The 13,704-nt window shown below is 67.0% G+C and carries 13 protein-coding genes; 10 read left to right on the top strand and 3 right to left on the bottom strand.

What is annotated here, in order from left to right; translation table 11 throughout:
• Positions 1–5: 5 nt before the first annotated feature.
• Positions 6–2,495, top strand: a complete 2,490-nt coding sequence (locus tag ACK4MH_RS06910) for a helicase-related protein (protein WP_409716468.1) — start codon at positions 6–8, stop codon at positions 2,493–2,495.
• Entirely contained in the window at positions 2,492–2,767 is a 276-nt protein-coding gene (locus ACK4MH_RS06905) for an RNA-binding S4 domain-containing protein (RefSeq protein ID WP_409716466.1), read from the top strand. Before ACK4MH_RS06910 ends, ACK4MH_RS06905 begins: the two co-directional genes overlap by 4 nt.
• Positions 2,768–2,789: 22 nt before the next feature.
• On the opposite strand, the gene ACK4MH_RS06900 is transcribed toward ACK4MH_RS06905, so the two are convergent.
• The gene (locus ACK4MH_RS06900) at positions 2,790–3,416 is read right to left on the bottom strand and encodes a YceI family protein (RefSeq protein ID WP_409716464.1); all 627 of its coding nucleotides are present in this window, start codon (positions 3,414–3,416) and stop codon (positions 2,790–2,792) included.
• Positions 3,417–3,604: 188 nt separating this feature from the next.
• Between ACK4MH_RS06900 and fdxA the strand changes: the two genes are divergently transcribed.
• The 3 genes from fdxA to ACK4MH_RS06885 all read left to right on the top strand — a co-directional run bounded on the left by fdxA (position 3,605) and on the right by ACK4MH_RS06885 (position 6,093).
• Positions 3,605–3,946 carry a ferredoxin FdxA gene (gene fdxA, locus ACK4MH_RS06895; protein WP_017505910.1) on the top strand — a complete coding sequence of 114 codons (342 nt, stop codon included), beginning with the start codon at positions 3,605–3,607 and terminating at the stop codon, positions 3,944–3,946.
• A gap of 299 nt (positions 3,947–4,245) precedes the next feature.
• Positions 4,246–4,776 carry a CarD family transcriptional regulator gene (locus tag ACK4MH_RS06890; protein WP_135194663.1) on the top strand — a complete coding sequence of 177 codons (531 nt, stop codon included), beginning with the start codon at positions 4,246–4,248 and terminating at the stop codon, positions 4,774–4,776.
• A 447-nt stretch (positions 4,777–5,223) separates the two neighbouring features.
• A complete protein-coding gene (locus ACK4MH_RS06885; RefSeq protein ID WP_409716461.1) occupies positions 5,224–6,093 on the top strand; it encodes a beta-1,6-N-acetylglucosaminyltransferase in 870 nt (289 codons plus the stop codon).
• Positions 6,094–6,166: 73 nt separating this feature from the next.
• Here ACK4MH_RS06885 and ACK4MH_RS06880 read toward each other — a convergent pair whose 3' ends face one another.
• Positions 6,167–6,676 (bottom strand): DUF3617 domain-containing protein, encoded by a 510-nt coding sequence (locus ACK4MH_RS06880; RefSeq protein WP_409716459.1) that lies wholly within the window; start codon positions 6,674–6,676, stop codon positions 6,167–6,169.
• Positions 6,677–6,869: 193 nt separating this feature from the next.
• Here ACK4MH_RS06880 and rpmB point away from each other — a divergent pair, with 193 nt between their 5' ends.
• Entirely contained in the window at positions 6,870–7,175 is a 306-nt protein-coding gene (gene rpmB, locus ACK4MH_RS06875) for a 50S ribosomal protein L28 (protein WP_409716457.1), read from the top strand.
• A gap of 118 nt (positions 7,176–7,293) precedes the next feature.
• Positions 7,294–9,009: a M1 family metallopeptidase gene (locus ACK4MH_RS06870; RefSeq protein WP_409716455.1), complete on the top strand. Its 1,716-nt coding sequence runs from the start codon at positions 7,294–7,296 to the stop codon at positions 9,007–9,009.
• Between the two features lie 7 nt (positions 9,010–9,016).
• Here the strand turns inward: ACK4MH_RS06870 and ACK4MH_RS06865 are convergent, their stop codons facing one another.
• Positions 9,017–9,793, bottom strand: a complete 777-nt coding sequence (locus ACK4MH_RS06865) for a transglutaminase-like domain-containing protein (protein ID WP_372691292.1) — start codon at positions 9,791–9,793, stop codon at positions 9,017–9,019.
• 150 nt (positions 9,794–9,943) lie between these two features.
• Between ACK4MH_RS06865 and ACK4MH_RS06860 the strand changes: the two genes are divergently transcribed.
• The 3 genes from ACK4MH_RS06860 to ACK4MH_RS06850 are packed head-to-tail and all read left to right on the top strand — an operon-like array spanning position 9,944 to position 13,659.
• On the top strand, positions 9,944–10,531 hold the full coding sequence (locus ACK4MH_RS06860; RefSeq protein ID WP_409716453.1) for a biliverdin-producing heme oxygenase: 588 nt from the start codon (positions 9,944–9,946) through the stop codon (positions 10,529–10,531).
• Positions 10,528–12,696 carry a histidine kinase dimerization/phosphoacceptor domain -containing protein gene (locus tag ACK4MH_RS06855; protein ID WP_409716451.1) on the top strand — a complete coding sequence of 723 codons (2,169 nt, stop codon included), beginning with the start codon at positions 10,528–10,530 and terminating at the stop codon, positions 12,694–12,696. Before ACK4MH_RS06860 ends, ACK4MH_RS06855 begins: the two co-directional genes overlap by 4 nt.
• A gap of 48 nt (positions 12,697–12,744) precedes the next feature.
• The gene (locus tag ACK4MH_RS06850; protein WP_409716449.1) at positions 12,745–13,659 is read left to right on the top strand and encodes a DMT family transporter; all 915 of its coding nucleotides are present in this window, start codon (positions 12,745–12,747) and stop codon (positions 13,657–13,659) included.
• The last annotated feature ends 45 nt before the right edge of the window (positions 13,660–13,704 follow it).

The following is a 13,704-nucleotide window of genomic DNA, read 5'->3' as shown; positions in this document are numbered from 1 at the left end:
CGGCAATGAGCGACCGGTCCGCAGGCCTCGCCCCGTCCCGCGTCACTGCGGTCCTGGGGCCCACCAACACCGGCAAGACCCACCTGGCGGTCGAGCGGATGCTGGGTCACGCCTCGGGCATGATCGGTCTTCCGCTGCGCCTGCTGGCCCGCGAGATTTACGAGCGGATCGTCCGGCAGAGAGGCGCCGCCGCTGTCGCCCTGATCACGGGCGAGGAAAAGATCGTCCCGCCCCGCCCCCACTATTTCGTCTGCACAGTCGAGGCCATGCCGCTGGAGCGGTCGGTCGAGTTCCTGGCCATCGACGAGATCCAGCTGGTCGCCGACCCCGAGCGCGGCCACGTCTTCACCCAGCGGCTGCTGCATGCGCGCGGCCGGTTCGAGACCATGTTCCTGGGCGCCGGAACCATGGAGCCCCTGATCCGCCGCCTGGTCCCGGACGTGGAGATCGTGACGCGGGACCGGCTGTCCACGCTTTCCTATGCCGGGTCCAAGAAACTGACCCGCCTGCCCCGCCGCAGCGCCATCGTCGCCTTCTCGACCGAACGGGTTTACGCCATCGCCGAACTGATCCGGCGTCAGCGCGGCGGCGCGGCCGTGGTCATGGGATCGCTCAGCCCCCGAACCCGCAACGCCCAGGTCGCCCTGTACCAATCGGGCGAGGTCGATTTCCTGGTCGCCACCGACGCCATCGGCATGGGGCTGAACATGGATGTGGACCATGTCGCCTTCGCCGGTTTGCGCAAGTTCGACGGGCGGCGGACCCGCTGGCTGCACGCGCACGAGATCGGCCAAATCGCAGGGCGCGCCGGGCGTCACCTTCGCGACGGGACGTTCGGCGTCACCGCCGAGGCCGAGGATCTGGACGCCGACTTGGTCGAACAGGTGGTCGAGCACCGGTTCGATCCGGTCGAGGCGGCGGAATGGCGCAACGCCAAGCTCGACTTCGACACCCTGCCCGACCTGCTGCGGTCCCTGACCGTCACGCCTCGGACGTCAGGCCTCAGCCTGACCGGCGAAGCGCTCGACGAAACCCTGCTGCGTCGCCTGATCAAGGACGAGGAGGTGGCGCGCATCGGCCGGTCGCGCGGAGCCATCATGCGGCTGTGGGAGGCGTGCCAGTTGCCCGACTTCCAGAAGACGACGCTGGACGAACACGCCCGCCTGGCCAAGGACGTCTTTCACGCCCTGACCGGAAAGCGAGGGCGGCTGACGGACGACTGGATGGCGCCGCGCTTCGCCTTCGTGGATCGCGACGACGGCCAGATCGACCAGCTGTCGGCCCGGCTCTCGGCCGTTCGCACCCTGTCCTATATCGCCAACCGTCCCGACTGGGTTCACGACGCGCAAGGGTGGCGCGACAAGACCCGGGCGCTGGAGGATCGGCTGTCGGACGTGCTGCACGAGCGGCTGACGGCCCGGTTCGTGGATCGTCGCACCACCGCCCTGATGCGGGCCCTGAACATCCGCGAGGATACGTTTGCTGGGGTCGCCGACGACGGCGAGGTCACGGTCGAGGGCCAGGTGGTCGGCCAGTTGGAAGGCGTCCGCTTCCAGATGGAAAAGGGCGCCTCGGCATTGGAGGACCGCACCCTGCGCCAGGCGGCCGTTCGCGCCGTGACGCCCGAGATCAACCGCCGGCTGGGTCGGCTGGCGGCCGAGACCGACGAGGCCTTTTCCGTCACCCCAGACGGGGCCGTCCTGTGGCGCGGCGTGCTGACGGCGCAGATCATCGCGACGCCGACCGGGGCCGATCCGTTCTCGCCCGTCGTCCGCCTGTTGGGCGAACTGGGTCCGACGCCCGCCCGTGAGCGCGCCAAACGCCGGATCGAGGCCTGGCTGGCGTTCGAGGCGGGCCGTGCGCTTCGGGATCTGCGCCGCCTGCGTCAGGCGGTGGAATCGGGGGCGCTGAAGGGCCTGCCGCGCGGGATCGCCTTCCGCCTAATTGAAGCTGGCGGACTGATCGACCGGCGCGACGTGGAGCGCGATCTGGCGGCGCTCAGCCAGGTCGAGCGCCGCACGATCAAGAGCTTCGCCATTCGCGCCGGCGTCCACTCCGTCTGGCTGCCCGGCCTTCAGAAGCCACGCGCCCGGCATTTCGCTCAAGGGTTCGTGGACGCTCCCCTGATCCCGGCGACGCCCGACCTGATCCCGACGCCGGCCGAAGCGCCTTCGCCGCGCCTGCTGTCGGCCCACGGCCTGCGCCAGGCCGGCCGATGGCTGGTCCCGGTCGAGACGCTGGAGAAGATGGCCGACCTGCGGGCCGCGAACCACGGCAGGCTGTCCGACGAAGCCCTGACCGACCTGGGCTGGAGCGCCGATCAGGCGAAACAGGTCATCGCCGCCCTGAAGACCGAACGCGCCCGTCTGCCCGACAAGCCGGGCGCAGCGCCCAAACCGGTTAAGGATTCGCCCTTCGCTGTGCTTGCGGTTCTGACGGAAGCCCCGCCTGCGCGGCCCAAGCGGCGGCGTCCGCGTCGGAAGGCGACGGCTTGAGCCAGGACGCCTGTCGCATCGATCTGTGGCTTTGGCGCGCGCGGTTCGTGAAGACGCGGGTGCTGGCCGCCGATCTGGTTGAGCGGGGCGCGGTGCGGCTGACGCATCAGGGGCGGGAGACGCGGCTCGACAAGCCCAGCCGCTGCGTCCACGTCGGCGATCTGCTGACCTTCGCCCAGAACAGCCGCGTCACCAGCCTGAGGGTGGAGGCGCTGGGCGAAAGGCGCGGACCACCCGAGGAGGCCCGCGCCCTTTATTCACCTACTGCTTGACGGCTCAAGTAGCGCGATAGCCCTATTGCTTCAGCACGAACTCGCCTTCGATGTGCAGCTTCACTTCGTCGGACACGGCCGGCAGGGCGTAGTTAATGCCGAAGTCCGAGCGCTTGATCGTGGCCTCGCCGTCGAAGCCGGACTTGTAGGCGCCCATGACGGTGCCGGCGCCGTTGAACTCGACCTCGATGGTGACGGGTTTGGTCACGCCGCGCAGGGTCAGGTCGCCGACCACGGTCGCCTCGTTGGCGTCGTCCGAATCCACCGTCACCGAGCGCGAGACGAAGGTCGCCGTCGGGTGGTTGGCGGTGTCGAAGAAGTCGGCGGTCTGCAGGTGCGCCTTCAGCCGGTCGTCGTTCGGCGCGACGTCGGTCAGGGGAATGGTGGCGGTCAGAGTGGAGGCCGACGGATTGGCCGGGTCCAGCTTCAACTCGGCCTTCACGTTCACGAACTGGCCCGTGTAGGTCGACAGGCCGAAGTGGTTCACCGACCAGGTGATCTTGCCGTGGCTGGATTCCAGATCGTAGTTTCCGGCGGTGACTTCGGCCGGGTTCTTGGTCAGGGCGGCCTGGGCCACGACCGCGCCGCCGGCGGCGAGGCTGAGCGCCAAGGTGCCGGCTAGGGCGTATTTCATGAAGGGCGTGCGCATGGGGGAGTTCCTGTCGATGGGACGGTGGATATGCAATCAATACAGTTGCGATTAAGCCTGACTGTTGTCAAGCGGCGTCGAACCCGCTTGCGAACGTCTCTCGCCTTAAGCCCTGCTGTTGACAGTTGGTTGCGTGGCCGCCATGTCGCAGGCCTCCCGCTCACAGCTTGCCCCCATATCTTCGCCCAATGACCTACATCGTCACCGACGCCTGCGTGAAATGTAAGTTCATGGACTGCGTCGAGGTGTGTCCGGTGGACTGCTTCTACGAGGGCGAGAACTTCCTGGTCATCGCGCCCGACGAATGCATCGACTGCGGTGTGTGCGAGCCGGAATGCCCCGTCGACGCCATCGTGCCCGACACCGAGGATGAGCCGGACGGCAAGTGGCTTCAGGTCAACGCCGAATACGCCAAGGTCTGGCCCAACATCACCGTCAAGGGCACGCCCCCCGCCGATCGCGAACAGTACGAACGCGAGACCGGAAAATACGAGAAATACTTCAGCCCCAAGCCGGGCAAGGGTTCCTGACTTAGAGCCCGGCGGCGCTCAAGCCTTGCTGCAAATCCACGTCCGCCCTGTGGACGTTTTGAAATTCCGCAGATTTGTGATAGGTTCTGTTTCATTGGATCGGGCGGTCGAAATCTTCGCGCCGCCCGTGTTTGCGACAGAATCCCGCCCACAGACGGGATCGGCCAGAGGTTTGGTGATCCGTTTCCGCATTTGACGCCTGACATCATCCCCTCCGACGGAGCGATCCGGCGGATGAGATTCTGTTTGCGTTTTCTGCGCCTTCGCGTCGCCCGGCCCTGAACCGGGAAAGGACGAATATGACGAGCAAGACTGGTCTGGAGTTCAAGGTTGGCGACGCGGTCGTCTATCCGGCGCACGGCGTCGGGAAAGTCGCGGCGGTCGAGACCCAAGAAGTCGCGGGCATGTCGCTGGAAGTCTATGTCGTGACCTTCGACCACGAAAAGATGACCCTGCGTGTTCCGACCAAGAAGGCCGCGACGGCCGGCCTGCGTTCGCTGGCCGCCGACGACGTCGTGACCAAGGCCCTGAGCACCCTGAAGGGTCGCGCCCGCATCAAGCGCACCATGTGGTCGCGCCGCGCTCAGGAATACGAAGCCAAGATCAACTCGGGCGACCTGATCTCCATCGCCGAAGTGGTCCGCGACCTGCACCGCGCCGACACCCAGCCGGAACAGTCCTATTCGGAGCGCCAGCTCTATGAATCGGCTCTGGACCGCATGGCGCGCGAAGTCGCCGCCGCCAACAAGATCGACAAGGGAGCCGCCGTCGAGCTGCTCGCCAAGTCGCTCAGCGCCAAGAAGCCGATCCCGACCGCCGAAGCCGCTTAATCTTCGACCTCGGACAAACGAAAAGGCCCCGGAGCGATCCGGGGCCCTTTTTGTTTTTCCGGGCCCTACTTGCCGAGCTTTCCCGACTTGCCGGGCACGGGAACCAGATTCTTCAGGCTGGGCTGGGACGCGTTCGCCTTGGGCGGCGCGACCTTCTTGGACTTGCCCTTGCTCTCTTTCACGGTGATCGACCTTTTCTGTGAGAGATCAGCCTAACAGGCCAGCGACCGCCAAATGAGGCCGCACAGGTCCGCGCCCATGGCTTTTGAGCCGAGACTTCCCAAATAGGAGGATGGTCGCCGAGAGCGAACCGCCCGCAGGCGGTTGATCGGATCCGGTTTGACCACCATGCGAAACCTTCGATCTTATGATCTGGCTCATCGAGCTATCCGTCGCGCGCGCCGCCGCGACGGGTCGTCCCCTTTCAATCCAGGGGAGGGCGGACGCATGATCGGCTATCTGATCCTGGTTCACCGCTATCCCGAACAGTTCAAACGCCTGTTCGACGCCGTCTATGATCCCGCCAACCAGTATGTCGTTCACGTCGATCGCAACTCCGGCCCCGAGCTGGAACAGCAGATCCGCCAGTTCTTGGCGCCCTACGACAACGCCGACGTCATCGAAAGCCGGCGCGCCCTGTGGGGCGGCTACAGCCTGATCGACGCGGAACTGCGCGGCATGAAGCGGCTGCTGGAGATGAGCGACGACTGGTCGGTCTTCATCAACCTGAGCGGCCAGGACTTCCCGTTGAAGTCCCAGGCCGACATCATGGCCTTCCTGACGACGCACAAAGGGCAGGAGTTCATCCGCGCGGTCGATCAGCGCACGATCCGCCCCGACACCATGAACCGGGTCCGCAACATGGTGTTCGAGCGCCCCGGCGGCATCCTGCGCACCATCCTGCGCCGCCCGTTCCTGCGCGGCGCCACGCCCTATATCGGCAATCAGTGGATGATGGTCAGCCGCCGCTTCTGCGACTTCGTCTGCAACGACAAGGCGGCGGACCGGTTCAAGGCCTTCTATCGCCACACCTTCATCGCCGACGAAGGCTTCTTCCAGACCGTAATGAAGAACACCGACGCCCATGGGCCGATGGTCAACGACGACATGCGGATGATCGACTGGATCCCCGACGGGGACATCAAGCTGCGTCCACGCACCTACACCCTGGCGGACCTGCCCGAACTGAAGGCCAGCCCGTCATTGTTCGCGCGCAAGTTCGACGCCGAGGTCGATGACGCCGTCATCGACGCGCTGGAAGACTGGATCGCGCCCGTCGGCGCCAACAGACCGATCCCGACCGCCGAAGCCGCATAGACTTCGACCTCGGACGAAAGAAAAGGCCCCGGAGCGATCCGGGGCCTTTTTTTGCTGCTCGGCTATACGGGCCTCAGAAATACTCGGCGTTGGCCGGGCACTGGGCGCTGATGCGGCGCGCGGTGATGCTGGCGGGAATATAGGGGGTGCCGCGAACGATCTGGGCGCCCCCGCGGAAGCTGAAGCTGGTGTCGGTATAGGTCCCGTTCAGGCGCACGGCGATGCGACGACCCTTGCGGTCCTGGCACGTGCCCTCGAATCGGGCGTTGCCATTGCCGACCACCCGGGTCGGATAGGTGCAGCGCCACTTGTTAGTCGACAGGCCGCCGAAGAATCGGTTGATCTCGCTGGGGCGGACACAGCGTTGCAGCGTGTCGCTCTGGCCCACGGCGCTGGTGGTGTATTCCCAATAGCCGGGCAGCACTTCGGACTGGGCCGCCGTCTGTGCGGGGGCGACGGCGGGCGAGGCCAGCATGAAGCCGCCGGCGACGACTGGGGCCAGGACGGCGAGCGCCCGCTTGGGCAGACGGTCGATCAGCGACGGACGGGACATGGCGGCCTTCTGTTCAGCTTTGGTCTTCATGGTATGATCCATATAGGGCGGCATTTGAATGACGGCTGAACGAACCGTCTGGATCATGCGTCCAGACTCAGCTTGACGCCGAACCGCCTCTTCCCTTATACGGCCCCCTCTCGCGCGGGCAGGTTCCTGCGCGCAACTGTTCATGCGTCTTCTCCCATGCTCGGGCTGGACGCCGCATCTTAAGGATCTGACGATGTCGCGTCGTTGCGAACTCACCGGTATCGGCCCGATGGTCGGCCACAATGTGAGCCACTCGAACATCAAGACCAAGCGCCGCTTCCTGCCGTCGCTGAAGACGGTCAAGCTGACTTCGGACAGCCTGGGCCAGACGTTCAGCCTGCGGATCTCGAACGCCGCGCTGCGCACCCTGGACTACAAGGGCGGTCTGGACGTCTTCATCGTCAAGGCTCGCGACGAGCAGCTGTCGATCGCCGCCCAGCGCATCAAGCGCCAGGTTCGCGCCAAGATCGCCGAGCAAGCCGCCGCCGCTGCTGCCTGATCGACCCAGTCGGTAACGACAAAAACTTCTGGAAGAGGCCGGTGGAAACACCGGCCTTTTTCTTTGCGCCCTTGCCGGCCCGCGCTAAGCCTTCCTCGCCAGACCGAAGGGAAGTTCGATGCGCATCAAGGTTCCGCTCGCCGCTGCGAGCCTTCTGGCCCTGACCGCCTGCGCCACCACCCCGACCGCCGCGACGACGCGCGAATCGACCCCCTACACCCTGGCCACCGACCAACCGTTGACGCCCGAACAGCAGGCGATGCGGTTCGACAAGGCTGATCTGACGATCAGGGTCATTCCCGCCGACAAGGCCATCGACGCGGTCGCCGTGCTGGACTTCACCGCCAAGGCCCCGCTGGAGGCCCTGGTCGTCGATCTGGATACGCTGCTGACCATCTCGTCGGTCCAGATCGACGGGGTCGAGGTCGCCGTCGACAGCTGGTCCAATCCCCAGGGCCGGCTGACGGTGCAGCTGGCCCAGACCCTGCCCGCCGGACAGTCCGTCGCCCTGCGCGTCGCCTATGCCGGTCAGCCGCGCGTGGCGCCCCGCGCGCCGTGGGATGGCGGCTTCGTCTGGTCCACCGCGCCGTCGGGCGAGCCCTGGATCGCCACCGCCGTCCAGGGCGAGGGCTGCGACATCTTCTGGCCCTGTATCGACAGCCCGCACGGCGAGCCGGGCCGGGTCGATCTGCACATCACGGTCCCGTCCGGGCTGTCGGCGCCGTCCAACGGCCGTTTCCTGGGCAAGGTCGATCATGGCGACGGCTGGAACACCTGGAACTGGACCGCCAAGTCGCCGAACACCTACGCCATCGCCCTGAATGTCGGCCCCTACGAGGAGGTCGCGGGCGAATATCGCAGCCGGTTCGGCAATACGATCCCGATGGCCTACTGGCATCTGAAGTCGGACACGCCGGAACAGGTCCAGGCCCTGTTCGCCCAATTCCCGAAGATGCTCGACTTCTTCGAGGCGACGGTCGGCCCCTATCCCTTCGGCGACGAGAAGATGGGCGTGGTCGAGACCCCGCACCTGGGCATGGAGCACCAGACCATCAACGCCTACGGCAACGGCTACAAGATCGACGGGCGGGGCTATGACTGGCTGCTTCAGCACGAGTTCGCCCACGAATGGTTCGGCAACCAGCTGACCAACCAGAACGCCGACGACATGTGGCTGCACGAGGGTCTGGGCAGCTATATGCAGCCGCTCTACGCCCGCTGGCTGCTGGGCGACCGCTATATGCAGCGCGAACTGGCCGATCAGCGCGAGGGGCTGATCAACGCATTCCCCGTCGTCTCAGGCGCCCCCAAGACCGAGGATGAGGTCTACAAGGGCGATGTCGGGCCCGGCCTCGACATCTACAACAAGGGCTCGCTGATCAGCCATTCGCTGCGGATGCTGATCGGCGACGCGGCCTTCCACGAGGCGATCACCCGGCTGGTCTATGGCCGACCCGATCCCCGGCCCGGCAATTTCGCGCCGCTCTATCGTTCGACCGGCGACTTCCTGGACATCGTCAATGCGGTGACGGGCCAGGACTATGGCTGGTTCTTCCGGGGCTATCTCTACAACGCCGCCCTGCCCGTGCTGACGCAGACGCAAGAGGGGGGGATGTTGCGGCTGGCGTGGACCACGGGCGACGGCGGGGTATTCCCCATGCCGCTGGAGATCGAGATCGACGGCGTCGTCCAGACCGTGGCGATGACCGGCGGGCGCGGCCGGGTCGCGGTTCCGGCCGGCGCCCACGTCCTGATCGATCCGCAGAACAAGGTGCTGCGCCAGATGGACGTGATCGACGAACTTCAGGCCTATAAGGCGGCGCAGGCGAAGTAGCGGCCGCTCAAGCCGCCGCCACCGTGACCGACTGGCGCACCATCTGGCACCGTTCCTGGGTGGTCAGGAAGGCGATGTCCGCCGCATCCCGCCCGCAGGCGATCCGCACCAGACCCTCGACCGGGGCCAGGCCCGTCGCGTCGACCAGCCACCAGCCGTTGTCCAGCCAGACCTCGAAGATGGCGTGGAAATCGGGCGGCTCCAGCTGGTGGGCGAAGGCGCTGACGGCGCGCGCGGGAATGCCGGAAGCCCGGCACAGGGTCATGCCCAGGTGGGTGAAGTCGCGACACACCCCGGCCCGGTCGATGAAGGTGCGCGCCGCCGTGGTCTCGGTGTCCGAGACGCCGTGCTCGTAATCGACGTTGGCGGTGATCCAGTTCAGGATCGCCAGCACGCGCGCGCCGCCCGCCGTGTCGCCGAACTCGCGCGTGACGAACCGGCCGAACTGGTCCGACGGGCAATACCGGCTGGGCTGAAGATAGGGCAGGACCTCGGCCGGCAGCTCGCCCCAGTCGTGCTGCGACACGCTGGGCGGCAGGCCCTTCAGCACGCCGTTCTCGACCACCGCCTCATAGGTCAGGGTGACCTCGCCCTCGACATGGCAACGCAGGGTGCGGGCGCCGAAATCGACGTCCTCGTCCTCGTGAAACTCGACCGGCGGATCGAAGGTCAGGGTCTCTTCGATGATGTCCTGGCCGGGCCAGTGGGCCACCTGGATCTTGTAGATGGCGTCGGTCGGCGGATCGAAACGATAGACGAGCTCGGCGCGCACGCGCAGTTTCATGAGGGCCTACCGTTCCGAGCGAAAATGAAAATGGACGAGGCTGCTGAACGCCATGCGCCCTGGGCCGTTCCGTGTCCGTGAGGCGCCTTCTAGCGCGGCTTTGCGTCCGTGAAAATCGACAAGACAAGACAGTGTGTTAGTCTGGCGCCCATGATCGCTTCCCCCGCCCTTCTCGCTCTTCGGGAAGCCACCGCATCCGCTCACGAAGCGCTGGAAGTCGAGGCCCGGATCGAACCGCGTCTGGCCGACCGCGCAACCCGCGCCCATGCGGTGCAGGCCTTTCACCGGTTTCACGCCGGTCTGGAGCCGGTCAGCCATCCGCTGGTCGCAGGCCTGAACATTGATGTCGGCGGCGCGTTCGCGCCCCGCTCTCGCGCCGACGGCATCGCCCGGGATCTCGGCACGCTGGGCGTCCGCGTCCCCGCGCCTGCACGCCCCGTCGCGCCGACGACCGCAGGGGCTGCTTTGGGCTGGGTCTATGTCGCCGAAGGGTCGATGCTGGGCGGCCGCATCATTCGTCGTCGTTTGACGGCCGAGGGTCGCGATCTGGACGGCCTCGACTTCCTCGATCCCTATGGCGAAGAGACCGGCGCGCGCTGGCGCGCCTTCATGACCCTGCTGGACCAGGCCTGCGCCTCGGGTCGCGCGACCGTCGAAGAGATCGTGCAGGGCGGTATCGACGGCTTCGCCTTCGCCCACCGGACCCTGCAGCCGCAAACGCAGGACGTCGCCGCATGACCGAGGCCCCGGACCGCGTCGAACCGGCGCTGACGGACTGTGATCGCGAGCCGATCCACATTCCGCAATCCACCCAGCCGCACGGCTTCCTGCTGGTTCTGGACCTGCAATCCCTGACGATCCGACAGGGCGCGGGCGCCATTGAGGATCTGACTGGCCGCAAGGCCTGGATCGATCGCGCCGTCGCTGACGTGCTGGGCGATGTCACGGACCGGCGCATCCGCTCGATGGCGGCGATGCAGGAGACCGGATTCGCCTGCCGCTGGCGCGCGACCAATCGCCTGGAATACGACGTGGTCGTCCACCGTGCGCCCAACGCCGGCCCCCTCGACGACCTGATGATCGTCGAGGTCGAACAGAGCTCGCAACAGGCGCGCCTGGGCATCGACCTGGTCGCCAATCTGGACGCTGCGGGCGCATCGCTGGAACGGGCGGTCACGGTTCAATCGGTGTGCGAACGGGCGGCCGAGGCCTTTCGCAAGCTGACCGGGTTCGACCGGGTCATGATCTACCGCTTCCACGACGACGATGCGGGCCAGGTGATCGCCGAGGCTCGTGCGGACGGAACCGGGTCGTTCCTGAACCACCATTTCCCGGCTGCCGACATCCCCAGACAGGCGCGCGCCCTGTATCTGCGCAACCCCGTGCGGGTCATTCCCGACAGCCGCTATACGCCCCAGCCCTTGCGTCCCGTGGCGCCCGGCGAGACGCCGCTGGACATGAGCGACAGCGGCCTGCGCTCGGTGTCGCCGATCCACCTGCAGTATCTCAGGAACATGGACGTGCGGGCCTCGGCCTCGGTGTCGATCATCGTCGATGACGCGCTGTGGGGCCTGATCGCCTGCCACAACGCCTCGCCCAAGCTGCTGCCCTACGAACTGCGGGTCGGCTGCACGACCCTGGCTCGGAACCTAGCGCGCCAGCTGAAGGCCAAGGGCGACGCCGAGCTTTATCGCGAACGCATCCGCCTGCGCCGTATGGAAGACGAACTGGTCGGACGGCTTTCAACGGACCGCCCGCTGCGCGAGGCGCTGGGCATGCGCGCGGATTCCTTGATGCAGCTGACGAGCGCCGACGGCCTGGCCATCGTCGGCGAGGGCGACGTCCAGATCTTCGGCCATGCCCCGCCCAAGGACGCGGTGAGCGCCATCGCCGCCTGGGCTGCGGAACAGCCCGGTCTGCGCCCCGTGTCATCCCACAACCTCGCCGCCATCCTGCCCGAGGCCAAGGCCTGGTCGATCCATGGCAGCGGGCTCCTGGCCGTCACCCTGCCGATCGACCAGCCGGTGTCGATACTGTGGTTCCGATCCGAAGTGATCGAGACCGTGCGGTGGGCCGGCAATCCTTCGACCGCCGACAAGACCGGCCCCAACGCCGTGCTGACGCCGCGCGCCTCGTTCGAGAGCTGGTCGGAATCGGTCTCGGGCCGCGCCCACCGCTGGAGCCCGGCTGCGATCGAGTCGGCCGCGCGCCTTCGCGACGCCCTGGCCGACTATGCCGCCATCGACCAGCTTCGCCGCCTGAACCGCTCGCTTCAGGACCGCCTGTCCGAGCGGGATCTGCGGCTGGAGCAGCAGCAATACCTGATCCGCGAAGTGAACCACCGGGTCCAGAACAGCCTGACCCTGGTGTCCAGCTTCCTGGGTCTTCAGGCGCGCGAGCAGACGGGCAGCGCCGCCGCCACGGCCCTGAACGAGGCGCGGCGTCGCGTGCGCGCCGTCTCGGCGGTGCATAGCCGCCTTTATCTCGGCGATCAGGTCGCTTCCATCGACATGGCCCGCTACATCGGAGACCTGATCGTGGACCTCAGCTCCAGCATGGGGCCGGACTGGACCGCCGTGATCGAGACGGATCTGGACCCGGTCTGCGCCGACGCCGGGCGGGCGGTCACCATCGGCCTGATCCTGACCGAGCTGATCATCAACGCCCAGAAATACGCCTACAACGGCAAGCCCGGTCCGCTTCGCATCATCATGGAAGACCAGGGCGCGAACTTCCGCCTGTCGGTCGAGGACGAGGGCGCCGGCGGCCATCTGGCGGGCAAGGGTTTTGGCTCGATGATGATCCAGAGCCTGGTGGGACAGCTGGACGGGACCATCGACTATGTGGACCGGGCGCCGGGCCTGGCCGTCAACGTCAAGGCGCGGATCGATCCGCTGATCTGATCGCACGCCCTGTGGCGTGACGCCGCAGGGCGGCGTAAGAGCCGCGCCATGTCCGCCCTTGTTTCGCGTGTCTCGCCTCGCGCCTTCGCCCTGATCGTCCTGCTGATCGCCGCCTGCGTGCTGGGCCTGGCGCCCATCCTGGTGCGGTTGACTGAGACGGGGCCGGCGGCGGCGGGCTTCTGGCGCTTCCTGTTCGCCCTGCCGCTGCTGACCATCCTGGCGGCACGTGAGCCGGGCGGCGTCGCGACGCCTTCGAAATGGGCGCTGCTGGCGGGCCTGTTCTTCGCCCTGGACCTCAGCTTTTGGCACTACGGCATCGTCATGACGTCCGTCGCCAATGCGACGGTGCTGTGCAACCTGACGCCGGTCGTCGTCACCCTGTTCGGCTGGTTCGTGCTGAAGGAGCGGCCCCACCGGCTGTTCCTTGTGGCCCTGGCCCTGGCCATGGGCGGCGCCTTTGCGATGGCGGCGGGAGCGGACGGCGGACAGGGGACCAATCCGCCGCTGGGCGACGCCTTCTCTCTGTCGGTGGCGGTCTGGTATTCGGGCTATTTCCTGGCGGTGAAGGCCGCGCGGCGCACGGCCGGCGCGATGCGCGTCACCTTCTGGGCCACATTGCTGGGCGCGCCCCTGCTGCTGATCGTCGCCCTGGCGCTGGGCGAAGACATCATTCCCGCCGGGCCGGCCGGGTGGGCCGCCTGTATCGCCATGGGGGTCATGCACGTCTTTGGCCAAGGCGGCGTGGCCTGGGCGCTGGGCAAGCTGCCGGCCTCGGTCACGGCCGTGACCATCCTGATCCAGCCGGTGGTCGCGGGTTTGCTGGGCTGGTGGATCTTCGGCGAGACCCTGACGCCGATCCAGGCCCTGGGCGGCGCCCTGGTGCTGGGCGCCATCGTGATGGCGCAGAGGTCGCAGCGGGTGAAGACGGTCACCGCCGCAGAGGCGCCAAACGGGCTCAAGTAGCGCGAAGCGCGGTAGCCGGGAACGATGCGCTCAAGCAGCGCTAAG

It is taken from the genome of Brevundimonas sp., from assembly GCF_046295075.1.
Lineage (GTDB): Bacteria > Pseudomonadota > Alphaproteobacteria > Caulobacterales > Caulobacteraceae > Brevundimonas.
The sequence above is the reverse complement of the archived record's forward strand: the minus strand, read 5'-3'. Positions and strand labels throughout refer to the sequence as shown.